Source organism: Sphingomonas sp. AC435, from assembly GCF_979253005.1.
Window position 1 is genome coordinate 391,796 of record NZ_CEEDCJ010000001.1, and the last position, 22,486, is coordinate 414,281.

At 66.5% G+C, this 22,486-nt stretch carries 16 protein-coding genes; 7 read left to right on the forward strand and 9 right to left on the reverse strand.

Annotated elements, in window-relative coordinates; genetic code table 11:
- Positions 1-77 precede the first annotated feature (77 nt).
- A complete protein-coding gene (locus AC0CH8_RS01785) occupies positions 78-776 on the forward strand; it encodes a pirin family protein (RefSeq protein WP_204199305.1) in 699 nt (232 codons plus the stop codon).
- Positions 777-831: 55 nt separating this feature from the next.
- Positions 832-1,752 (forward strand): pirin family protein, encoded by a 921-nt coding sequence (locus AC0CH8_RS01790; RefSeq protein WP_465238435.1) that lies wholly within the window; start codon positions 832-834, stop codon positions 1,750-1,752.
- 10 nt (positions 1,753-1,762) lie between these two features.
- Here AC0CH8_RS01790 and AC0CH8_RS01795 read toward each other — a convergent pair whose 3' ends face one another.
- A complete protein-coding gene (locus tag AC0CH8_RS01795; protein ID WP_465238436.1) occupies positions 1,763-3,121 on the reverse strand; it encodes a cation:proton antiporter in 1,359 nt (452 codons plus the stop codon).
- A 195-nt stretch (positions 3,122-3,316) separates the two neighbouring features.
- Here AC0CH8_RS01795 and AC0CH8_RS01800 point away from each other — a divergent pair, with 195 nt between their 5' ends.
- Both AC0CH8_RS01800 and AC0CH8_RS01805 read left to right on the forward strand, forming a co-directional pair.
- Positions 3,317-3,550 (forward strand): type II toxin-antitoxin system Phd/YefM family antitoxin, encoded by a 234-nt coding sequence (locus tag AC0CH8_RS01800; protein WP_204199302.1) that lies wholly within the window; start codon positions 3,317-3,319, stop codon positions 3,548-3,550.
- Positions 3,550-4,047: a PIN domain-containing protein gene (locus AC0CH8_RS01805; protein ID WP_465238437.1), complete on the forward strand. Its 498-nt coding sequence runs from the start codon at positions 3,550-3,552 to the stop codon at positions 4,045-4,047. The genes AC0CH8_RS01800 and AC0CH8_RS01805 overlap by 1 nt, the downstream gene beginning before the upstream one ends.
- On the opposite strand, the gene AC0CH8_RS01810 is transcribed toward AC0CH8_RS01805, so the two are convergent.
- The 3 genes from AC0CH8_RS01810 to AC0CH8_RS01820 all read right to left on the reverse strand — a co-directional run bounded on the left by AC0CH8_RS01810 (position 4,022) and on the right by AC0CH8_RS01820 (position 10,062).
- A complete protein-coding gene (locus AC0CH8_RS01810; protein ID WP_465238438.1) occupies positions 4,022-5,557 on the reverse strand; it encodes a tryptophan halogenase family protein in 1,536 nt (511 codons plus the stop codon). The two genes, AC0CH8_RS01805 and AC0CH8_RS01810, sit on opposite strands and share 26 nt — an antisense overlap.
- 93 nt (positions 5,558-5,650) lie before the next feature.
- The gene (locus AC0CH8_RS01815) at positions 5,651-8,446 is read right to left on the reverse strand and encodes a TonB-dependent receptor (protein ID WP_465238439.1); all 2,796 of its coding nucleotides are present in this window, start codon (positions 8,444-8,446) and stop codon (positions 5,651-5,653) included.
- 104 nt (positions 8,447-8,550) lie between these two features.
- Positions 8,551-10,062 (reverse strand): glycoside hydrolase family 27 protein, encoded by a 1,512-nt coding sequence (locus AC0CH8_RS01820; protein ID WP_465238440.1) that lies wholly within the window; start codon positions 10,060-10,062, stop codon positions 8,551-8,553.
- A 76-nt stretch (positions 10,063-10,138) separates the two neighbouring features.
- On the opposite strand from AC0CH8_RS01820, the gene AC0CH8_RS01825 reads away from it, so the two are divergent.
- The gene (locus AC0CH8_RS01825) at positions 10,139-11,050 is read left to right on the forward strand and encodes a glycoside hydrolase (RefSeq protein WP_465238441.1); all 912 of its coding nucleotides are present in this window, start codon (positions 10,139-10,141) and stop codon (positions 11,048-11,050) included.
- A gap of 583 nt (positions 11,051-11,633) precedes the next feature.
- Here AC0CH8_RS01825 and AC0CH8_RS01830 read toward each other — a convergent pair.
- The 4 genes from AC0CH8_RS01830 to AC0CH8_RS01845 form a co-directional block, all read right to left on the reverse strand.
- Positions 11,634-13,190 (reverse strand): family 43 glycosylhydrolase, encoded by a 1,557-nt coding sequence (locus AC0CH8_RS01830; RefSeq protein WP_465238442.1) that lies wholly within the window; start codon positions 13,188-13,190, stop codon positions 11,634-11,636.
- A complete protein-coding gene (locus AC0CH8_RS01835) occupies positions 13,187-15,556 on the reverse strand; it encodes a beta-L-arabinofuranosidase domain-containing protein (RefSeq protein WP_465238443.1) in 2,370 nt (789 codons plus the stop codon). The genes AC0CH8_RS01830 and AC0CH8_RS01835 overlap by 4 nt, the downstream gene beginning before the upstream one ends.
- Before the next feature lie 114 nt (positions 15,557-15,670).
- On the reverse strand, positions 15,671-16,711 hold the full coding sequence (locus tag AC0CH8_RS01840) for a glucokinase (protein WP_465238444.1): 1,041 nt from the start codon (positions 16,709-16,711) through the stop codon (positions 15,671-15,673).
- Positions 16,712-16,808: 97 nt separating this feature from the next.
- Entirely contained in the window at positions 16,809-17,663 is an 855-nt protein-coding gene (locus tag AC0CH8_RS01845; protein ID WP_204199293.1) for a hydroxypyruvate isomerase family protein, read from the reverse strand.
- Positions 17,664-17,798: 135 nt separating this feature from the next.
- Here AC0CH8_RS01845 and AC0CH8_RS01850 point away from each other — a divergent pair, with 135 nt between their 5' ends.
- The gene (locus AC0CH8_RS01850; RefSeq protein ID WP_465238445.1) at positions 17,799-19,037 is read left to right on the forward strand and encodes a glycoside hydrolase family 43 protein; all 1,239 of its coding nucleotides are present in this window, start codon (positions 17,799-17,801) and stop codon (positions 19,035-19,037) included.
- Positions 19,034-20,617 (forward strand): alpha-N-arabinofuranosidase, encoded by a 1,584-nt coding sequence (locus AC0CH8_RS01855; protein WP_465238446.1) that lies wholly within the window; start codon positions 19,034-19,036, stop codon positions 20,615-20,617. Before AC0CH8_RS01850 ends, AC0CH8_RS01855 begins: the two co-directional genes overlap by 4 nt.
- Positions 20,618-20,657: 40 nt before the next feature.
- Here AC0CH8_RS01855 and AC0CH8_RS01860 read toward each other — a convergent pair whose 3' ends face one another.
- A complete protein-coding gene (locus tag AC0CH8_RS01860) occupies positions 20,658-22,469 on the reverse strand; it encodes a DUF885 domain-containing protein (protein ID WP_465238447.1) in 1,812 nt (603 codons plus the stop codon).
- Between the last annotated feature and the right edge of the window lie 17 nt (positions 22,470-22,486).

Consider the following 22,486-nt stretch of genomic DNA (forward strand, 5'->3'; position numbering starts at 1 on the left):
GCGCCTATTTCCACGTCATCGGAACGGGGGACGGCAGCGGAGACAATCCGGCCATCCTCCAGCAAGGAGCTACGGACATGATCGAACTTCGCCCCTTCTCGTCGCTCGGCGGTGCCAATCACGGCTGGCTCGACGCGAAGCATCATTTCTCGTTCGCCAATTACTACGATCCCAAGCGGGAGAGCTGGGGCAATCTGCGCGTCTGGAACGACGACACGATCGCGCCGCAGTCCGGATTTCCCCCACACCCGCACCGCGACATGGAGATCATCACCTATGTCCGCGAAGGCGCGATTACGCATCAGGACAATCTCGGCAATCACGGTCGAACCGAGGCCGGCGACGTGCAGGTGATGTCCGCCGGGACCGGCATCGCGCACGCCGAGTACAACAAGGAGGACGTGACGACGAAGATCTTCCAGATCTGGATCCAGCCGACCCGCACCGGCGAGAAGCCCAGCTGGGGCGCGCGGCCCTTCCCGAAGGGCGAGCGCTCCGGCCGGTTCGTGACGCTGGCGTCGGGGTTCGCCAACGACGACGACGCGCTGCCGATCCGCACCAATGCGCGGGTCGTCGGTGCGACGCTGAAGGCGGGCGAAACCGCGGCCTATCCGCTCGGCAAGGAACGCCGCGCCTATCTGGTGCCTGCCACCGGTGCGGTCGAGATCGAGGGGCAGCGCGCGAATGCGCGTGACGGCGTCGCGATCAGCGATACGGATACGCTGACGATCACCGCGATCGAGGACAGCGAGATCATTCTGGTCGACGCCGCCTGACCTTACCTGCCGCCGGGCGTTACACCCGGCGGCCATTTTCTCTCGGAGCAAGTCCATGTCCATCCGTTCCAGCGATATCGAGGGGGTCGAGCAGGTGATCCTGCCCCCGGTCCGCGATCTGGGCGACGGGTTCACCGTGCGCCGCGCGCTGCCGTCCGCGCATCGGCGGATGGTCGGCCCGTTCATCTTCTTCGACCAGATGGGGCCGGCGGCGTTTCGCGGCGGCGAAGGGCTGGACGTGCGTCCGCACCCGCATATCGGGCTGGCGACGGTCACCTACCTGCTGGAGGGCGAGATCCTGCACCGCGACAGCGTCGGTTCGGTGCAGGCGATCCGGCCGGGCGAGGTCAATTGGATGACGGCGGGCTCCGGCATCGTCCATTCGGAACGCACCGCACCCGAGTGGCGGGAGCGGGAGGCGTCGCTGTTCGGTCTGCAGACGTGGCTGGCGCTGCCGACGCGGATGGAGGAGGTCGCGCCCGACTTCGCCCACTACAAATCGCACGAGATCCCGGTCGCGGAGGCGGACGGCACGCGCCTGACGCTGGTGGCGGGCACGTCGGACGGTTTGGTCTCGCCGGTGAAGGCGTTCTCCGACCTCGTCTATGCCGACATCCAGCTTCAGCCGGGTGCGCGCTACCAACTTCGGGCCGAGCACGTCGAGCGCGCGATCTACGTCGTATCGGGGTCGATCGGCGTGGTCGGCCAGACCGGCGGCTTCGCGACGGGCGAACTGGTGGTGTTCAAGCCGGGGGCGGAGATCGTGGTGCACGCCGAACACGGCGCGCGGCTGATGCTGATCGGTGGCGAGCCGTTCCCCGAGCGCCGCCACATCTTCTGGAACTTCGTCTCCTCCCGCGAGGATCGTATCGAACAGGCGAAGGCGGACTGGCAGGCGGATCGCTTCGCGCATGTGCCGGACGAGCACGAGTTCATTCCCCTGCCGGAGCAGCCCGCACCCGTCCGTTACCCGTAACGTCGCGCGGTCAGTTCGACCGGGCGAGCTCCGCCAGCTCGCCCGACTCGCGACCGCGACGACCATAGAACAGCTCGAACAGCGGGGTGGCCATCATCGTCGTCGTGATCGCCATCAGCACCAGCATCGCAAACAGGGTCGGGCCGATGATGCCCTTCTGAAGGCCGATGTTGATGATGATCAGCTCCATCAACCCGCGCGAGTTCATCAGCGCGCCGATCCCCAGCGCGGTGCGGTTGTCTTCCCCCGACAATCTCGCCGCGAGGTAGCAGGCGCCGCCCTTCGCCAGCACCGAGGCGACGAGGATGCCGAACGCGATCAGCAGCAGCGACCCGGAATTGACCATGTCCATGCGGGTGTTCAGCCCCGAATAGGTGAAGAACATCGGCAGCAGCAGAACGACCGTCAGCGGCTCCAGCTTGCGCTTGAGTTCGGTCGCGAGCAGCCCGCGCGGCATCACCGCGCCGAGGATGAAGCCACCGAAGATCGCGTGGATACCGACCACGTCCATCAGGAACGCCGACGTGCAGAACGCGATCATCACGAACGCGAAGGCGGTCATGCTCAACTGCCCTTCCCGCTCGACCATCCGCGCGAGCGGCGCGAGCAGACGCGGCCCGGCGAGGATCACGAACGCCGCCCACGCCAGCCCGCCGCCGATCGCGAGGATCGCGACGCCAGCACCACCGCCGAACGTCGCCAGCACGATCGCCAGCACGCACCACGAACATGCGTCGTCGAAGGCCCCCGCGGTCAGCGACAGCGTCCCGAGCGACGAGTCGGCCAGCCCGCGCTCGTTGATGATCCGCGCCAGCATCGGAAACGCCGTCAGCGCGATGCAAGCGCCGAGAAACAGCGTCGCGTTGACCTGACTGATGCCCGCCGCGAACAGGCCCGGCACGGTCAGCAGCAGCGGCGTGATGAGCACCGCGATCGCGAACGGTGCGGCGATCCCCGCCATCGACACCATTGACGCGGCCTTCGCCTTGCTGCGGAAATGATCGAGGCGCAGCGTGGTGCCGACGAGGAACATGTACAGTCCGACACCGAGTTGCGCGCCAGCGTAGAGCACGTTGCGCGTCTCCTTCGGGAAGATCGCGCCCTGTAGTCCGGGAAGGACGAGGCCGAGCAGCGACGGCCCAAGCACGACGCCGGCGATCATCTCGCCGACGACCTGTGGCTGGCCGAGATATTTCCGGCCCAGCCAGCCGACCACGCGGCACGTCACGAGGATGACGGCAAGTTGCAGGAAGAAGTGGATGCTGAAATCGCCGGGAGCATAGCTCTGCTCAGCCGCCTGCACCGCCGGACCATGCGGCCCCAGCAAGCCTGCCACGGTCCCGTTCAGGCTGTCCATCCACCCGCTCATCGTCGTTCCTCTTCCCGCGGCAAGGCTTCCGCGCCTCGTCTATCAGCCGTAGGAAGCGTGCCGCGGGGCTGCGCGCAAGCAGGCTTCGCATTGTCGACACGCGATTTTGCTGCTGCTGCGACAAAGCGTTGCGTCACCGCAACAAGCTAGTATCGTACCTACATCTTTATTCCGGAAAAATAGGCAGGTAGGTTCATGAAAGTGGTCACCAGCCGCGCCTTCAATCAGGACGTCAGTCAGGCAAAGCGGCTCGCGCGCGAGGAGCCCGTGTTCGTCACCGACCGCGGCAAGCCGACTCATGTGCTGCTAAGCTTCGATGCATTCCAGCAGCTTGCCGGGCCACGCGACGGCTGGCTCGACCAGATCGCGGAGGACGAGCCCGTCGCCGTCGAACCGGATTGGCAGCGCATCCGTGGCGGCCTCGCCTGATGTACCTGCTCGATACGCCCGTCGTGTGGGCGCTGCGCGCGATCCGGCAGCGCGACGCCGACCCGGCGATGATCCGCTGGGCAGAGGCGCAGATGCTGTCGACGCTGTTCGTGTCCGCCCTGACGGTCGCCGAACTGGGCGCGGGCGCGGTGCAGGTGGAGAAAGCGGACAAGGCCGGCGCGGCGACGATCCGGCGATGGATCGACGGCCCCCTGATGTCCGCGTTCGAGGGGCGCATCCTGTCGCTCGACGCGACCACGGCGCGGCGGGCAGCGGCGCTGGGGTTGGCGCATCTCCGCGACGGCATGGTCGCCGCGACCGCGCTGGAGCATAGCCTGACGATCGCGACCCGCACGCCGGCGGCGTATCGCCTCGCCAAGGTGCGCACCGTCGACCCGTGGAGCTATTCGGCGCGCGCGGAGGGCGACGACGGCGACTGGCGTCAGGCGTCGCGGAGTGGCCCGGTGTGGCTCAAGAACTTCTTCGCACGCGGCTAGGCGCGGCGCGGGACATCTGTTCGACCAGCGCGCGGTGCGACGGCAGGTCGCGACTGGCGCGGTCGCCGAAGCTCCTGATCCGCGCGAACTGACGCTCCGCCTCCGCGGCATCGCCCCGCCCGTCCGGCAAGTCGGTGCGGAATTCCATGCCGTACAGGATGTACTGGTAGTTGAAGAACGCGAAGGACTCGACCTCGCGCGCGAAGTCGAACCGGCTCGGCGGGCGATAGCGCCACTGGTCGAGCAGCGCCTTCAGGCTCGCCGGGATGCTCGCCGGATCGGCATTGTCGCGCCAGAACGGCTCCGATCGGCGGCTGAGGCAGTAATGCAGCTTCAGGAAATCGACGATTCGGGCGTAGCGCGCCGTCATCAGGTCGTTGAACCGGCCAGCGGGCAGATCGACCGGTCCATGATGTGGGAACAGTTCGGCGATCATCCCCGCCGCCGCCTCGATCAGGACGACGCCGGTCGACTCCAGCGGTTCGAGGAAGCCGCCCGCCAGCCCCACTGCGACGCAATTGCCGATCCACTGCCGCTCGCGCCAGCCCGCCTGGAAACGCAGCAGGCGCGGCGACACGTCCTCGGCGCGCGGGCCCAGATAATCCGCCAGCACCGCGGCCGCGCCGTCGTCGTCCATATGCCGGCTGGAATAGACGCAGCCGATCCCGCGCGCGCCGGCCAGACCGATGTCCCAGATCCAGCCCGCCGCATGCGCGGTCGCGATCGTCGCGCTCTCGATCGGCGCGTCCGCCCGGTCGTAGGGGAGCTTGCAGGTCAGGGCGCGGTCGGTAAACAACTGGTCCGCGACCGAATGGAAGGGCGATCCCAACGCCCGGCCGATCAGCTCCGCTCGGAAGCCCGTGCAGTCGACGAACAGGTCGGCGGTCAGTGCGCCCGCTTCGGTGTCGAGCCGCGCGATCGAGCCGCCACCGTCGAGCACCACGTCCAGCACGCGCCCCGCAACATGCACGACGCCGAGTTCCCGCGCGCGGTCGGCCAGCACGGCGGCCATCCGCACCGCATCGAAATGATAGGCGTAGTTGAGCGGCCCCTCGAAATCGCCTTCCCCCGCCTGTTTCGGCGCGCGGCCGGCGTCGGCGACACGGTTCTGGATCGTCACGGCCTCCGCGAAGGAGGGACGGGCGCCTGCATCCTGCGCCAGCCAGTGCGGGATCAGGTTCGCGCCGTCGCCGGCAAAGGGCGGCTCGAACGGGTGGAAATAACTGTGGCGGTGATCGTCCGCAGGAGCCTGCAGCCAGTCGCGGAAACGAACGCCCTGTTTGAACGTCGCCCCCGCCTCCCGCACGAAGGCGGCTTCGTCGATGCCGAGGAAGCGCAGCGTCTCGCGGATCGTCGGGAACGTGCCCTCGCCCACCCCGACCGTCGCGATATCGGGCGACTCGAGCAGGACGATGTCGACCGCGGAGCCCAGCGCGCGGGCGAGATAGGCCGCGGTCAGCCACCCCGCCGTTCCCCCGCCCACGATCAGGATGCGCCGCTTGCCGGTCATCGCACGACAATAGCGCGCGGTGCGATGCGCGAACAGGGCGGTGTGGCCGCGATCGATCGGCCGGCTGCCAGCCGACCGGCCGATCGATGCGCGCTAGAAGCGGAAGCGCGCGCTGGCCTGCACCGTGCGGGCGAGCGTCCGGACCCCGAGCGGCAGCAGGTTCTCCTTACCGAAGTAGCGATAGACGTCATTCCCCAGCAGGTTCGTGCCCTCGATCGAGAGGGTCATGAACTTGACCGGCGTATAGTTGATCGCCGCGTCCAGGCGATACGTATCATCATTGTAGAAGGAGTATTCCGGGTTGCTCGTCCATATGAAGAAGCGGAAGGCCGACCGGTAATTGAACGCGACGCGAGTGCTGAATTTGGGAGTGTCGTAGAACAGTGCGGCATTGGCCGTCCATTTCGACGTGTTGGTGGAGTCATAGGCACCGGGAAAATCTTCCGGGTAGGGATATTCGACACGGGCCTTCAGAATGTAGCTAGCATTCAGGCTGACACCGAAATTGCTCCAAAAACCCGGCAGCACGTCGAAGAACGTCTGTGCCGTCGCTTCCAGACCGGCGAAGGTACCGTCGCCGGCGTTCCGCTGCTGTTCGATGAAGCCACTTTGACCCGGCAAGCCATACGCGCCGAGATCGGGGGCAACCTCGCGGCTATAGTACAGAAACCCGGTCGCTTTCTTGTAATAGCCCGCCAGCGAAAGCTGACCGCCACGCCCGAAGTAATATTCGGCGCTGGCGTCGAACGCCTGCTCACGCTGGGCTTTCAGGGCCGGATTACCCGCGAAGATGACCGGCGGCACGGCTCGCGTGTCGGCGTAGTAGAAGGGGCGGAGGTCGTAGAAACTCGGGCGCTGTACGTTCGTGGTATAGGACAGGCGCAACTGCGCCTTCGGCGTGAAGTGGATCGTCGCCGTCGCGTTCGGCAGGATATCGGCATAATTGCCGCGATCCGGCGCAAACTCGACGATGTCCTCGCCACCGGTCGACGCGTTCCCGGGACGAAAATTGTAGCTGCTCGAGCTTCCCCAGGTATTGGTGTACCGGACGCCGATCAGCCCATCGACGGGAACCGGCAGGTCGAACGCATAGCCGATCTGGGCATAATAGGAGAGGCGATTTTCCCGTCCGACATAGGTCTGGCCTCGGTCCGAAGGAATCTCTTCCGTCGCAAAGCGGGTGGCGTTGCCGGGATCGTTGGCCTGGATGTACTCCCGAATGTCCGGGCGATTGGCAAATACGACGTTGCCGGGAATGCGATACCAGCGCGGCGCGCCGGGAAGGTCCGGCCCGACCAGTTCCGCCTGATCGCCGCCGGGGAACTGCGACAGCGGTGTGAGTTGCCGATTGATCCGCGGCAGACCGTCCCGGTACCCGTAGAACCGGCTGGGATCGCGGCGGTTGAACCGGACGCCAGCCTGGATCGTCCGCAACAGGCCCGTTTCGCTCGCGATGATCGTCAGATCGCTCTGCGTTGCAAACTCGCGATTCTTCGATCCGCCGGCCAGATCCTGGTAGCGATCCACGCCGTAGCTGGCGATGTTGGCCAGATCGACGCCGGGGAACGTGATTGACGGTACCGGCTTCGAATAGGCGTCCGACGCGAAGTCTACGTTGGCGGTCGTCAACCCGAATGGTCGTGTCAGGTGCTCCGCCTGAACGTTGCTGTCCTTGCTCCAGTTATACTGGACGCTCGTGTTGAGCAGCGCCCGCTCGCTTCGCCAATGCATCTCGAAATTCGTGGTGTAGAGGTCGGATTTGGCCCGATTGTAGATCGAGTCGATGCCCGCCGGCAGTCCGCCCGAACCATCGGACGCGAGGGGAACGGTGACGGTCAGCGACTTGGCGGTGCGACCGTCCGGCTGCAAGACGAGATTGGTGTACTTCGATCCGCCTTCGCGGGTCAGAACGTACAGGCGATCCGACGTATTCTGCGCCCGCGACCCAAGATACCCGCCCTCGACCACGAAATCGAGATTGTCGTTCGCCCGCCATTGCAGGGATACGTTGATTGAGGGGCGATCCACCCGACCTTCTTCGAGCCCGTAATAGGCGCGGTAGGGGATGATCGTGTTTTCGAAACCGGCCGGGAGGCCGGCGCGCGGCGAGTTGGGCTCTGCACTGCTGCCGAACGGCACATCAGGAGACTCACTCTCGATGAAATTCTCCTTGTAGTTGGTCCGCGTCCACGACGCGTTGACCAGCAAACCGATCTCGCCGATGCCGGTGTCGCGGCGGTTCGCCACCAGCAGACTGCCATAGGGACTGACGTTCTTCGCAATGTCGTCGTAGATGCCCTTGACGCTTCCGGCGACGGTCCAGCCCTTCGGCAGGTCCAGCGGGCGGCGCAGTTCCACATTGACCGTGCCGGCAATGCTGCCTTCGACCTGATCGGCGGTGCGGGTCTTGTAGACATCGACCGACTTCAACAGTTCGGCCGGGATGTCGGCCAGATTGAGAGAGCGGCCGTCGCCCAGACTGGTGTCGTTGCCGTTCACCGTGGTCTGCACGCCGGACAGCCCGCGAATGGCAATGCCCTGCCCCTGCCCGCGCGATCTTTCGATCTGCACGCCGGTGACGCGCGACAAGGCTTCGACGACGTTGTTGTCAGGAAGCTTGCCGGCATCCTCCGACACCACCGAGTCGACGATCTGCTTGGCGCTCTTCTTCTTGTTGGCCGCCGATGCGACCGATCCGCGGATACCGACCACGATGATGTCGGTCCTTTCCGGGGTGTCGGAGGTGCCGGTGGGATCGACGATGTCCGTCCGATCCTGTCGCGGATCGCCGTCCTGCGCCGTCGCGATGGTCGTCGTTTGCGCCCACGCCGTTGCCGGTACCAACGCCGCCGCAGCGATCATTGGCCCGAACCGGAACCCTCTCAGCATACCAACCACCCCTTATTGTCTTATGTATATCGTATACTTCCTTTTTGTAGGAGTGATTGTCAACTCTGTTGTAGGGTGTGTACTTAAACTACCACATGATGATCTTACCGTAACTTCGATTTCATTAGTAAAACTAAACTTCCATGTGGCGCTATAGTTACCGCCGACGTCGGCTGAACCTTCCGCCCCGACCAAAGCTCATTCAATTGTCCGACAGTCCCCGTCCCGAAGTCCGCGGCGGTCAGCGTGACGGACGCCGCGGCCGTGCCCCGGTTGAACACCGCCACAGCTGCCGATCCATTCGCCAGTTCCTTGCGCCAGATCTCCACCTGACCCTCCGTGCGGACGCGGCGCCCCTGAACGCCCAGCGCGTCCTGATCGATCGCCAGCACCGCCCGGTTGGTCAGGATCCGCATTGCCGATGCGGTCGTCTTGCGCAGGTCGTGGCCCATGATCAGCGGTGCGGCCTGCATCGCCCACAGTGTCATGTGCGTGCGATATTCGTCGTCGGTCATGCCGCCATTGCCGACCTCCAGCATGTCGGGGTCGTTCCAGCCGCCGGGTCCCGCCGGCGCGAATTTCGGATTCCGGACGAAGCCGATGTCGGACATCGTCTTGTAATCGTCGGTGATGTCGCCCGTCGTCCGCCAGAGGTGCCCGCCGACCTGCCGCCCCCAGGACGACACGGCGAAGCGCCCATATTCGCATAGGGAATAGATCATCGGCCGGCCCGTCGCCCTCAGCGCCGCACCCATCTGGAAATAGGTGCGCTGGACGCTGTCGGCATCGGCGTAGAACCACTCGCCCGAGCACAGGTCGTATTTGACGTAGTCGACGCCCCAGTCGGCGAAGGTCTTCGCATCCTGTTCGACATGGCCGTAACTGCCCTCATACCCCGCGCAGGTTTTCGGGCCGGGGGAGGTGTAGAGGCCCAGCTTCAGCCCCCTGGCATGTACATAGCCCGACAGCGCCTTCATGTCGGGGAATTTGGCGTTGGGTTGCAGCACGCCGGCGGCGTCGCGCTTCCCCTGCCAGCCGTCGTCGATGTTGATGTGCGTGTACCCGACATCGCGCAGCCCGCGCGCGACCATCGCGTCCGCCATCGCGCGGATCGTCGCGTCGTCGATGCGATCGGCGAACGCGTTCCAGCTCGACCAGCCCATCGGTGGCGTCGCAGCGAGGCCATCGGGAGCGAGCGTACCGAGCGGCGGCAGGTCCGGCGCAGACCGGAACGTGCGCGCCGCGACGTCCGCTGCGGCGGCCGGGCGACCCGCCTGGCGCACGTCGGAATGCCACAACCCGCCCTCCAGCATCACACGCTTGCCGTCGATCCGCGCGGTCCAGCGCCGCGTCGGCCGGTCGGGGTCGTTCAGGTTGCGCGTATCGAACGTCAGCGTGCCGCCGGACCAGCGGGCGTTCTGCATCGGGATCGTGCCGTACCAACCGGTCGTGACCGATCCGCTGACCGATCCCTGTTCGTCCGACACCTGCATCATCGTCACGCCGGGATAGGCGGGCGCGTCGTCGAACACCCACGCCCGCTCCGCAGCGGCGGCAAGGCTCGCATGACCCGCGCCCGTCAGGCATGCCAGCACCAACATCGTCAACGGTCGCATTCTCGTCCTCCCCCACTTTACGCAGACATAATGTCGCGTTTATACCGTATACGATAAAAAGGGAGCAAGTCGTTCGATGATGCGGATCAGGTCGTTCGCCCTGCTGGCTCTTGGCTGCACGGCCATCCCCGCGGGCGCTCAGGATGCACCGGCGACGCCGGCCGCCTATGCCGCAGCGATGATCGGTCCGCCGCCCGCCACATTGAAGCTCGATCCCTTCTATCGTCGCTTTATCGATGCGGAGGGTATTCCGATCGCGTCGTCCGCCGCGGTGCCGGACACCGCGCTGCTGCTGGCGCGCGACATCGCGGTGGCGATGCTGGCGGAGCGGCCGGACCTCCGCCGGGCGATGATCGCGTCGGGTTTTCGCGTCGCGATCATGGGTGAGAAGGAGGGCACGGTCGACCTGCCCGAGCAGCGCGACTGGAAGAAACCGACGATCGACGATCCGCGGCTGACCATCTGCGAGCGCAAACTTTACCCGCAGCGGATCGGCAAGCTCACCGACGCCGAATACTGGAACCGGCGCGCGCGCGGCATGGGCGGATCGCTGACCAGTGCCGCGACGGAGAACCTGCTCGGGATGCGCGACACCCGCTATTACGGGGAGAACATCTTCGTCCACGAATTCTCCCACGCGATCCTGGAGGCGGCACGGACGGTCGATCCGGGCCTCTACGCGCGTGTCGAGCGGGCCTATGCGTCGGCGATGGCGCGCAAGATGTGGACGGGTGAATATGCCGCCGTCACCGTCGACGAATATTGGGCGGAGGGGACGCAGACCTGGTTCAATTCGAACATGCTGGCAGTGGTCGATGGTCGCCGCATCCTGTCGGACACCGACCTCGCGGCCTATGACGTCGCCCTGTTCAACGTATTGAGCGAAGTCTACGGCACCCGCCACCGCGTCCCCGGCGACGCCTATTACATGCATCCCGCCCGCGTGCCGCTGGGGCCGCCGCCGACCTCGACCGCGGAGGTGTGCTGACGCCGGGGTGTCATGCCGCTCTCACGATCCTGGACGACGTGGCTCGTGGGAACGGCCCCTTCGACCAGTCGAGGACGACCGCAAGAAGTCGCGATCTGATTGCGCGAGGTCGAACCGACCCTCGTCCCTCCCCTTCGGGGGATCGTTGCGAGACGGCGCCACTTCCGGCTCCAAATCACCACCCCGGCGAAGGCCGGGGTCCGGTTGGGCAACATTCTCAGGCGAGTACCGCACTAATCCCAACTGGGTTCCAGCCTTCCCCGGCGCGGCAGAAGAAGGTTTTGCGATAATTTGCTTTGGGAGAGAGCTGAGTTGGGACCCCGTAACAGCGCTCCCTAGAGGGAGAGGGCCACCTCAGGAAATCACACTGAAAGGGTTCTCGCCCCTTCGGGCACGTACCGGTCCTGTGTCCGCGCGAAAGCGAGGACCCAGTACTGGGCTCCCCCCTCCGCGGGAGCACGGAGGTGCTGGAACCGTCGCCCGACGTTGAAGGGCATGAGTATCAACCCCGCCCGGAGTCACAAAATGCCCTGCGCCGGTTCCATGCTCCCAGCCCGAACGCCGATCCGACCAGCCCCCCGCTCTACCCGCACGCCGGTAACGGACCCGCCGGCGCCGTCACCGGCGGCGCAGCGCGCGGGGCAAGTGCTTCCCACTCCGACACCGCGACGGCGGCGTGGCGCGTGCCGCTGCCCGCTGCATCGAAAACGGCGCGCAGGCACCGCGTCGTGATCGCCGGAAAGCGCACCGCCTGCCAGACATCGGGTACGGTGGCGTAGGCGCTCGCCCCCGGTACGCGCTTCCAAGCGCCGTCCCAATATTCCAGATGCCAGGCGGCAGGCGGCGCAACGCCCTCGTTCGCGCCGGCGGGATGATCCGCCCAGAAGCGGATGCGGCTGCCGTCGAGCGTCACCGGCTGCGGCCAGCGGTATTCGATCCACTGCTGCGGCGGATTGTCGGGGGACCAGCTGCCCCACAGGTCCGGAGGCAGCGGCGCATCCCGGACGATGCCGTCGTTCAGCGCCTTGATCCAATATTGCACCGGCACCGGTTCGTTCGAGGCGTGCGCCTGCGCCGCGGCGGCAACGTTGCGGGTCGGGACGGGCGGCGGCACCGGGCGGCGGGTCGTCACCACCGGCCGGATCGCCGCGGGCGAGACGCTGTCGTCCCATTCCAGCCGGTCGATCGCCACGCTGCGTCGGAAATGGCCGCCGCCGACCGCATCGGCGGTGTGATAGGCCAAATACCACTGCCCCTTGAACGCGACCGCGCCGGGGTGGCTGGTGGTCGAACTCACCGGCTTCAGCACCGTCCCGCGATAGGTCCACGGCCCCAGCGGCGACGCGGCGGTGCCGTACGCGATGCAGGCATGATAGACGGCCGGCGTGCAGGCGGGGTCCGGCCCGGCATTGTTGCCGGCGTACAGCATGTAATAGGTGCCGTTGCGCTTCATCAGCCACGGCGCCTCGAAGAAGCCGGTCAGCGATTGAACCGCGATCTCCTTCCCCTTTGTGGTGACCATGTCGCGGGCCAGTTCGATCCCGCGCAACTGCCCGAACGTGCCCCAGTACAAATAGACGCGGCCGTCGTCGTCGATCAGCACGGTCGGATCGATGTTCTGGATGTCGTTGGCGACGGGCGTCGTCTGCGACACGATCGGTCCGGCGGGATGCGCATCCCGCCACGGGCCGGTGATCCGGTCCGCGACCGCCACACCGATCGCGAACTTGTCCGCCGCGTTGCTCTCGCGCTGGAGCACGGGCGCGTACAGATAGAAGCGCCCGTCCGGCCCCTTGACGATCTGTCCGGCATAGGCCCTGCCCGGCTCTGCCCACGCGAATACCGCCTCCGGTTTGACAAGCGCCGGATAATGCGTCCAGCGACCGGCGGCCGGGTCCTTGGTCGACAGCAATTGCCACTCGTTCATGATGAAGTCGTTGACGCCCGCTTCCGCCTCGTCGCGGCCGGCCAGTATCCACAACGTGTCGCCGTCCACGATCGGCGCGGGGTCGGTCGAGTAATAGCGACCATCGGCAAGGATCGGGTTGCCCGGCGCGGTGACGGGCACGCCGGTCTGCGCCGTGGACGCGCCGGCCAGCGACAGCGCAGAAATGGCGGCGGCCAGGACCGGGCGCCTCACTTGCCCGCTCCCGCCAGCAGGCGCGCGCCGAAGACCGGCCCCGCCGTTCGCCCCTCATGCGGCACGAACCGCACGCGCACGCTCGCCTTGCCGCGGGTCAGCGCCGGCGGCAGCGGGTAATCGACATCGATGAACTTGCCGGGGGCCTTGCCCGTCAGCTGCTCGCCCGCGACCTTCACGTCGTCGACCAAGATATCGAAATCACGGTTCTTGTCCTCGCCCCAATAGGTCGCTTGCAGGATCAGCGGGCCCGGTCGCGTCTTCAGCGTGAAGGCCATATATCCGCCCGACCGCACGTCGCGGCCGTTACGCCCGCGATAGCTGACCGGCCACGACTGCTCGCTCTCCAGATTGTGATCGCGCTCCGGCTGCATCTCGCCGAAATACAGGATGTCGATGGAGCGGGCCGCCACGTCCTGCTGCCGCGCGAGTTCGGCCTTGAACGCGACTTCTTCCTGCTGCCACTGATCTTGCGTGAACTGCCGGAAATAGACCGCACTGCGGCGGTCGAACTGGCGGTAGAAGGGAACGAAGGTCAGGTCGCCGGGCCGCCCGACACCGCGGGCGGTGAAGGTCGATACCTTGGTGGCGACGGGCGCGAAGGCGGCCAGCACGTCGTCCCCGACCAGGGCCGGCTCCATCCCCGTCCATTTGTCCTCCGCCGGGCCGAGGTCGGCGGCCATCACCAGCGGCCCGCGCAGGATCGCGACCGGTCCGCCGCCCTCCGCAACCTCGGTGCGCAGCTCCAGCGGCAGCGTGATCGCGACGGTGTCGCCCGCTTTCCAACGGCGTTCGACGATCGCGTAGCCGGCGGTGCGCGACACCGGCACGGCCTGACCGTTGACCGTCACCGCCTCCTTGCCCGCCGCCCAGCCGGGTACGCGCAGCGCGACGCGGAACCGCCCGCCCTTGCCCAAGGTCGCGAAGGTCAGCCGCGCCTCCGGATCGTGGGGATAGCCGGTGTCCAGCGCCACCGTCGCCCTGCGCGCCGCCCAGGTCGCATCCGCCGGGATGTAGAGGTTGACCATCAACATCCGGTCCCCCTCCCAGAAGATCGAATCGCCATGCTTGGCATGCGCTTCCATCCCGCTGCCGCCGCAACAGACGAAGCCTTCTTCCCCCGCCGGCGCATATTCGCGAGCCGCCCCCGACAGCATCGGCGTGAAGTAGGAGAAGCCGGCATTGCGCGGATTGAGCTGCGACAATGTGTGGTTGACGTGTGCGCGCTCGTAATAGTCGAACAGCGCGCCGTTCGGCTCCCACGCGAACAACTGCCGCGTCAGCTTCAACATATTGTACGTGTTGCAATGCTCGCACGTCGCCTCGCTCAAGGCGCCGGCGATGCGATCCGGTCCGAAGAAATACTCACGATCGGCATTGCCGCCGATCGCGTAGCTGTGGTGCTGCGTCACCGTCTCCCAGAAGAAGCGCGCGGCGGTGCGGTATCGCTCGTCGCCGGTCAGGTCGTACAGGCGTGCAAGGCCGACCAGCTTTGGCACCTGCGTATTGGCGTGGAAGCCGGCCAGCTTGTCCTCCCGCGCGGCGAGCGGATCGAGCACGCGGCGATCGTAGATCCGCTGCGCCACCTTCAGCCAGCGGGCATCCTTCGTGCGCGCGTAGAGTTCGGCGTAACTTTCGTTCAGGCCGCCATATTCGCACCCCAGCACCTCCTGCATCTGCGCGTCGTCCAGCGCCGCGAACACGCGCTCGAAATAGGTGGCGAGGCCGATCAGCACCGTCAGCGCCTGCGCATTGCCCCATGCCTCGTGCACGTCGAGCAGGCCGGCGAACAGCTTGTGCACGGTGTACAGCGGCGACCACGAACCGTTGAGGTCGAACCCGCCGGACTTGATCTCCCCCTTCATGATCTCCGGGAAGATCTCCTCCCCGTCGACGATCGCGCTTTCGCCTTTTCGCTTCCGCCCCAGTGCCCCGACATAGCCAGTACCGCGCTTCGCCTGCGCCTCCGCCAGTTCGGCGACGATGTAGTCGGCGCGGCGGCGACACTCGGCATCGCCGGTCTGCGCGTTCATCAGCACCAGCGCGGTCAGGTAATGACCAAGCGTGTGGCCGGCGAGCGAATCGCTCTCCCAGCCGCCATAGATCTCCGCCTTCGGCGCCAGCCCGGCATATTTGCGGAAATTGTGCAGCAGCCGGTCGGCGCTGAGACCCAGCAGATAGCGGTGGTTGACCGTCACCGCCGTCGCGAAGTCGGACGGTTTCAGCCGTACCGCCGACAGCGGCAACGACTTCAAAGCTGGCAACCCCGCCGGTCGATCGACCGCGGCGTGCAGGGGCCGCGCAAACGTCACCGCCGCCAGTGCCGTGCCGCTATGCAGCAATGACCTTCGCGTAATCGGCGTCATGATCGTTCCCTCGTCCGTTTGACCCCGTGTAGTCGGACAAGAAAATTTCGTATACCTTATTTTACTCGTGGTCGAACGGATGATTCCGAATAGCGGCTGGAATGCTGCCGAGCGTCATCTGCTGCGAAGCGCCTGTGCCGCTCCGATCAGTTCGGCATGATCCAGATCGCAGAAGGCGCGCGGCATCGCCTGAAGCAGCCGGCCGTATTTCCCCGTCCCGGCGAACACGGCCCGCATGCGATCCGACGCCAGGATCGGACGCAACGCGCTCGCCAGACCACCCGTCACGATCAGGCCGTCCCAGGCGCCGAACGTCAGGACCAGACTGCCGAGATGCGCCGAGAAGGCCTCGGCCAGCAGGTCGCAGGCCTGACGCGCGACCGGGTCCGTGGCACGGTTGCGCGTGATCGCTTCGGGCGTCGTCGATCGACGCGGCGATTTCTGCACGGTAGCAAGATGATCGTAGATCGTGCCGAGTCCGACCGCGGAGATCAGATGCTCCGCAACGACCGGATAGCGGTCGGGAAACAGGGCCGCCGTCAGATCCGCCAATGCCCGTGATGCGGGAGCCAAAGCGGCATGCCCGGCCTCCGTCGCCACGACGGCGATGCCGCCATCGGCATGGCGCGTCATCAGCGACACGCCCAGACCGGACGTCATGCCGACGATGCAATAGGTGCCGGGGCGCTGCGGATCGATCGGCGGCGACGCTCCGATCGGCTCGAATCGCCGATCCTGATGCTCGGCGAGTGCCCACGCCTCCGCCTCGAAGTCGTTGAGGATCAGCGGCGGCCGGCCGAGCATGGCGCGAAGCCCGGAACGCGACACGAACCAGCGCGTCTGCGTGACGGAGATCGTATCGCCCCGGGGCAACCCCGCGACGGCGATCGCGATCCGTTCCGGCAAGCGGTCGAGGCCGAGCTCACGCTGGAACGCGGTCAGCGCGCCGGCGACGCTGGAACTGGCATCCGCGCTATAGGTGCGGATGCCGGTGAGCTGCGGAAGCCCCCGAGCGTCGGTCAACGCGATCCGCAACCCCTTGCGCCCGAGATGCGCGACGAGGGCGGGTTCCAGTCCGGACTCCACGGCCGTGCGCGGCGGTGGCGGACATGGCGATAGCGGGTGCGGCAGTCCGGCCGCTCTGATGTCGAGCACGAATCTCTCTCCTGCGCCCACTGTCGTGACGTGCAGGTGTTATCGCTAACGTCCGTTGATTATTCGTGTTCGATCAATCGCCGCACCGCGCGGGGCGCTACACCGTGCAGATGCGCACCGCCTCGCGAAGCGCCGGCAGCGGATCGCCGGCGGGCACGAACTCATGCGCGAAATACCCCTGAAAGTTCAGGTCGGCGACCGCCCGCGCGACGCCGTGCCAGTTCACTTCCTGCGTGTCGTTCAATTCGTGGCGACCCGGCACGCCGCCGGTGTGGAAATGTCCGATCCACTTGATGTTCTTGCGGATCGTATCGATCAGATCGCCTTCCATGATCTGCATATGATAGATGTCGTACAGCAGCTTCACGTTCGGTGAGTTCACCTGCTCCATCACGCGCGCTCCCCACGCGGTGTGATCGGCCATATAGTCGGCATGATCGACCTTGCTGTTGAGCAGTTCGAGGCAGATCGTGACGCCATTATCCTCGGCGATGCGCTTGACGCGGTTCAGGCCGGCGACGGTGTTCGCCGCTCCCTCCTCATCGGACATGCCGCGACGATTGCCGGGAAAGGCGATGACGTTGGGCACGTCGGACTTCTTCGCCTGGGGGATGCCGACCCGGAACGCCGCCTCGATCGCCGCATGGTTCTCGCGCCGGTTCAGCCCGTTCGCGATCGTCATGCCGTCCGCCGCATAGCCCATCGTGCAGCGCAGCCCATGCTTGCGCGGCACCTCGTAATCGGCCGGTTGCAGCAGATCGATCCCCTGCATCCCGATCTTCGCGGCGAACGCGCACAGGTCGTCGAGCGGAATCTTCTCGTAGCACCAGCGGCTGACCGATTGCTTCAACCGCCCGGCGGACGGTGCGGCAGCGCAGGCCGCGATCGGGCCGAGGCTCGTCGTCGCTGCAAGGGAGAGGGTGGAGCCGATGGCCTGTCGCCGTGTGATCATCGTCGCACGGTACCGGAGCGTGCGGCGAGCGCAAGGCACGTCGCGTCGAAGCCGACCATACGGGGATATTGTCAGACTAATTGACGCTGCGGAGGCGTCATGATCTAAGGCACTCCAAAATAGGAGAGAACCGGAATGAAGGCTGCATTCGGATACGGCATGGCATTCCTGTGCCTCGGCGCCCTGACGATTCCCACCGGATCGCGCGCCGGCGAAACCCCGGCGAAGACGCCGGCAGCGGGCGACACCCCGGCGAAGACGCCGGCAGCGGGCGACACCCCGGCGAAGACGCCGGCAGCGGACGAAACCCCGGCGAAGACGCCGGCGGCGGGCGAACGCCAGCTCCAAGTGGTTCGCGATCTCGCCCGCCATCCAGCACCTCCGGCCGCCAAACTCCCGCGCTCCGCCTATCTGATGACCTATTTCAAGGACGAGACGCACTCGCTGTACTTCGCGATCTCGCGGGACGGATACAGCTTCACCGACGTGAACGACGGCCGCCCGGTTCTGTCGGGCCGCGCTATCGCCGACCAGAAGGGCGTACGCGATCCCCACATCATGCGCGGTCCCGACGACGCATTCTACATGTCCATGACCGATCTTCACATCTTCGCCCAGCGCGAGGGGCTGCGGACGACGGAGTGGGAGCGGCCCGACAAGGATTTCGGCTGGGGCAACAACCGCAACCTGCTGTTCATGAAAAGCCGCGACCTGATCCACTGGACGCTGGCGAAGGTCGACGTGTCGCGCCTGTTCCCCGCCTTCGCCAAGGCCGGCAATGCCTGGGCTCCCGAGACGATCTGGGACCCGGCGAAGCAGCGGATGATGGTGTATTTCACCACACGCTACGGCAACGGCCCGAACTTCATGGTCTATTCCTATGCCGATCCGGCGTTCACGACGCTGACGACGGTGCCGAAGAAGATCCTCGATTATCCGCGCCCGGACGTGAACGTGATCGACGCCGACATCACGAAGGTCGGTGGCAAATATCGCATGTTCTACGTCGCGCATGAAAAGCCGGGCAACATCCGCCAGGCGGTGTCGGACCGGCTGACCGGACCCTATGCGTACGATCCGCAAAAGGTCGATCCGGAGAAGGTCGCCGCGGAGGCACCGACGCTGTGGAAACGGTACGACACCGACACCTATGTGCTGATGTACGACGTGTTCGGGGCCAAGCCGAACAACATGGGATTTGCCGAGACGAAGGATTTCCGGACCTTCACCGATATCGGCCGCTTCAACGATCCCGGATCGCGCATGAAGGCGACCAACTTCGCATCGCCCAAGCACGGCGCGGTGATGCCGATCACCGATGCGGAGGCGGCACGCCTCGAAACCTATTTCAGCGGCAGGGGCCCGGCGCGATGACCGGCGCGCTGCGCCGGCTGGCGCTCATGCTGGGTCTGATCGCCACGCCGGCGCTGGCGCAGCAAACGACCCTGCTCGTCCACGCCGATCGTCCCGGCCCGCAGATCGCGCCCGAAATCTACGGCCAGTTCGTCGAGCATCTGGGTCGCGGCGTCTATGAGGGCATCTGGGTGGGCGAGGATTCGCCGATCCCGAACACGCGCGGAATCCGCAACGACGTGGTCGCGGCACTGAAACAGGTGAAGGTGCCCGTCATCCGCTGGCCCGGCGGCTGCTTCGCGGATTCCTATCACTGGCGCAACGGCGTCGGCCCACGCGACCGGCGCGCGCAGGAGATCAACGCGTCCTGGGGCGGCAAGCCGGATACGAATGCGTTCGGCACGCACGAGTTCATGGATTTCCTGGGCCAGATCGGCGCGCAACCGTTCGTGTCGGTGAACGTCGGCTCCGGCAGCGTGCAGGAGGCGGACGACTGGATGCGGTACATGACCGCCCCCGCGGACAGCGACCCCGGTCGTGCCCGCGCCGCCAATGGTCGCGCATCGCCGTGGGCGGTGCCCTATATCGGTGTCGGTAACGAGAGTTGGGGCTGTGGCGGCAACATGACCGCCGAGACCTATGCCGCGACGTTTCGCCATTACGCCGCATTCCTGCGCAGCTATTCGGGACCGGCCGCCCGCTTGATCGCGGTCGGCGCGGACACTGACGATTATGCGTGGACCGAGACGATGATGGCGCGCGCGATGACGTGGCGCCCCGATCCCACGCCGCTCGCCTATATCGATCGTCGGCCGTTGATGTGGGGCCTGTCGCTCCACTTCTACACCTTTGCGGGCAACGACTGGCAGGACAAGGGCCGCAACGTCGGTTTCGATCGCACCGGCTGGGCGAAGGCGCTGGGCCGCGCGTCGCTGACCGATGCGCTCATCGCGAAGCATTCGGCGATCATGGACCGGTACGATCCGGGCAAGACCGTGGCGCTGGCGGTGGACGAATGGGGTGCGTGGTTCGCCAGCGAGCCGAGCACGTCGGCGCTGTATCTCGACAGTACCCTGCGCGACGCGGTGATCGCAGGTGTCAGCCTCAACATCTTCAACCGGCATGCCGACCGGGTGAAGATGGCGAACGTCGCGCAGATGGTGAACGTCATCCAGTCGCTGGTGCTGACGCGCGGGGCCGACATGGTCGTCACGCCGACATGGCACGTCTTCGACCTGTACAAGGTGCATCAGGGCGCGACGATGATCCCCGTCGACGTCGCGGCTCCGGACTATGTCGAGGGTAAGGAGCGCATGCCGCAGGTCAACGTCTCCGGCAGCCGCGATCCGCAGGGCGTGCTGCACCTGTCGATCGTCAATCTCGACCCCGACCGCCCGGCCCCGGTCCGCGCCCTGCTGGCAGGGGGCACGGGCCGCACCGCCACGGCCGAGACGCTGACCGCCGCCCGCATCGATACGCGTGTCGAATTCGGCAAGCCCGATCCGTTCGTGCCGCGACGCTTGCAGGACGTGCGCCTCGCCGGCGACACCCTGACGATGACGCTGCCCGCACGCTCGGTTACGCTGGTGACGATCCGGTAGGGGAGACGATCCGGCAGGCGTTCGCGAAGACAGGTTGCGACTAGTTCTTGCCGATCCGCTCGCGCGCGACCCGCTCCAGCACCGTCAGCGGCATCGCTCCCATCGTCAGCACACGGTGAAAGCCTTTCGGGTCCCAGTTCGCCCCCGCCCGGCGCTTCGCCTCGTCGCGCATCCGCACCCAGACGGTATGGCCGATCTTGTAGCTGCACGCCTGTCCCGGCCAGACGGTATAGCGGTCGATCTCGCCCTGGCTGCGCCCGCGGGCGATGCCGGTCGTCGCGATCAGGTAATCGGTCGCCTTCTCCCGACTCCAGCGCTTGGCGTGCATGCCGGAATCCACCACCAGCCGCGTCGCGCGGAACAGCAGCGACTGGAGGTAGCCGATCTGCCCCAGCGGATCGCCGTCATACAGCCCCATCTCGTCGGCGAGCTGTTCGGAATAGAGCGCCCACCCTTCCGAATAGCCGGAATAGAAGCCGCGGCGGCGGATCAGCGGAATGTCCTCGCTCTCCAGCGCCGACATGACCTGGAGATGATGTCCCGGCACCGCCTCATGATAGCTGAGCGTGGCGAGCCCAAATTTCGGACGATCGAACGTGTCGCGCAGGTTGATGAAGTAGATCGCCGGACGCGACCCGTCGAGCGACGCGGACTGGTAATAGCCGCCGGGCGCACCGGCCTGGATCGCCTCGGGCACCCGACGCACCTCGACCGGAGCCTTGGGCAGGACGGCGAATTGTTCGGGCAGGCGCCGCGTCATCGCCGCGATCTGCGCGCGCAGTTGCTCCAGCAGCGCATCGCGACCCGCATCGGTGTTCGGATAGAGCTGGTCGGGTCGCTGATTCATCGCCACCAGCCGCTCGCCGACGCTGCCCTGGGTCAGCCCTTGCGCCGTTAGAAGACCATCCAGCCGCGCACCGATCTCCGCCACCTGCGCCAGACCCAGCCGGTGGATCTCGTCGCCCGTCATGTCGACCGTGGTCGCCGCACTTGCCGCGGCCGCATAGTAGGCGTCGCCGTCCGGCAGGCGCCAGACGCCCGCATCGTGCACCGCCCGTGCGCGCAGGTCGGTCACCAGCGCCCGCTGCCGGTCCAGCGCCGGGAACACCCGATCGCGCATCAGCGCAGCGACGGCCTGCGCCCGCTCCGGCGGCAGGTTCGCCGCCTTCAGCTTGGCCGCCAGATCGGTGACCGGCCCGGTCGCGTCGGGCGCCCTGTCACGCACCGCCGCCAGCTGCTTCAGCGTCGTATCGAGGATGAAATCCGGGGCGAACACACCCCTGGCGGCATCCTCGCGCTGGCGTTCGGTTTCCGCGTCGATCGCGCCCGCGAATGCCTGCACCCGCGCCACATAGGCGTCCGCATCCGTCGCGTCCCGGACACGGTGCTGGTTTCCCAGGAAATCGGGTACGTCGCGATAGGCGCCGGTCAACTGCGTCAGCACATAGGGGGCGAACCGCCCGGCACTGGCCCCAAACCCGTAGCGCTGGCCGGCGACGACGCGCTGAAGGCCATATTCGACGACGTCGTAATCGAGCCTGGCCGCGTCGCCCAGCGTGTCGCGCGGCACCGCCTTCAGCGCGGCCAGTTCCTGCTTCGCCCGCGCGAACTGCCGCGTCTGGCCCGCGCGCGACGTGTCGTCGAGCCTCGACTTCAGGCCGCTGCGCGCACCCGTATCCAGCCCCAGCGATGTCGCCTGTTCGGGACTGTCGTCCAGCCGTGCGTAGAAGAAGCGATCGAGCATCGCCCGGAACTCCGCATCCCGCGTCCCCACGGCGGCACGTACCTGTTGGGGCAGGACCATCAGGGCGGAGGTGAGGCTGGCCGATGCGAGGAACTGGCGGCGATGCATGGACGCTCCCGACGATG

Bases quoted from the DNA above. Each gene is read 5' to 3' on its own strand.
- AC0CH8_RS01820 (WP_465238440.1), bottom strand. From the start codon at position 10,062: ATGCGACCGTTGACGATGTTGGTGCTGGCATGCCTGACGGGCGCGGGT.
- AC0CH8_RS01805 (WP_465238437.1), top strand. From the start codon at position 3,550: ATGTACCTGCTCGATACGCCCGTCGTGTGGGCGCTGCGCGCGATCCGG.
- AC0CH8_RS01845 (WP_204199293.1), bottom strand. From the start codon at position 17,663: ATGATCACACGGCGACAGGCCATCGGCTCCACCCTCTCCCTTGCAGCG.
- AC0CH8_RS01785 (WP_204199305.1), top strand. From the start codon at position 78: ATGATCGAACTTCGCCCCTTCTCGTCGCTCGGCGGTGCCAATCACGGC.
- AC0CH8_RS01855 (WP_465238446.1), top strand. From the start codon at position 19,034: ATGACCGGCGCGCTGCGCCGGCTGGCGCTCATGCTGGGTCTGATCGCC.
- AC0CH8_RS01825 (WP_465238441.1), top strand. From the start codon at position 10,139: ATGATGCGGATCAGGTCGTTCGCCCTGCTGGCTCTTGGCTGCACGGCC.
- AC0CH8_RS01835 (WP_465238443.1), bottom strand. From the start codon at position 15,556: ATGACGCCGATTACGCGAAGGTCATTGCTGCATAGCGGCACGGCACTG.
- AC0CH8_RS01795 (WP_465238436.1), bottom strand. From the start codon at position 3,121: ATGAGCGGGTGGATGGACAGCCTGAACGGGACCGTGGCAGGCTTGCTG.
- AC0CH8_RS01860 (WP_465238447.1), bottom strand. From the start codon at position 22,469: ATGCATCGCCGCCAGTTCCTCGCATCGGCCAGCCTCACCTCCGCCCTG.
- AC0CH8_RS01850 (WP_465238445.1), top strand. From the start codon at position 17,799: ATGAAGGCTGCATTCGGATACGGCATGGCATTCCTGTGCCTCGGCGCC.
- AC0CH8_RS01810 (WP_465238438.1), bottom strand. From the start codon at position 5,557: ATGACCGGCAAGCGGCGCATCCTGATCGTGGGCGGGGGAACGGCGGGG.
- AC0CH8_RS01800 (WP_204199302.1), top strand. From the start codon at position 3,317: ATGAAAGTGGTCACCAGCCGCGCCTTCAATCAGGACGTCAGTCAGGCA.
- AC0CH8_RS01815 (WP_465238439.1), bottom strand. From the start codon at position 8,446: ATGCTGAGAGGGTTCCGGTTCGGGCCAATGATCGCTGCGGCGGCGTTG.
- AC0CH8_RS01790 (WP_465238435.1), top strand. From the start codon at position 832: ATGTCCATCCGTTCCAGCGATATCGAGGGGGTCGAGCAGGTGATCCTG.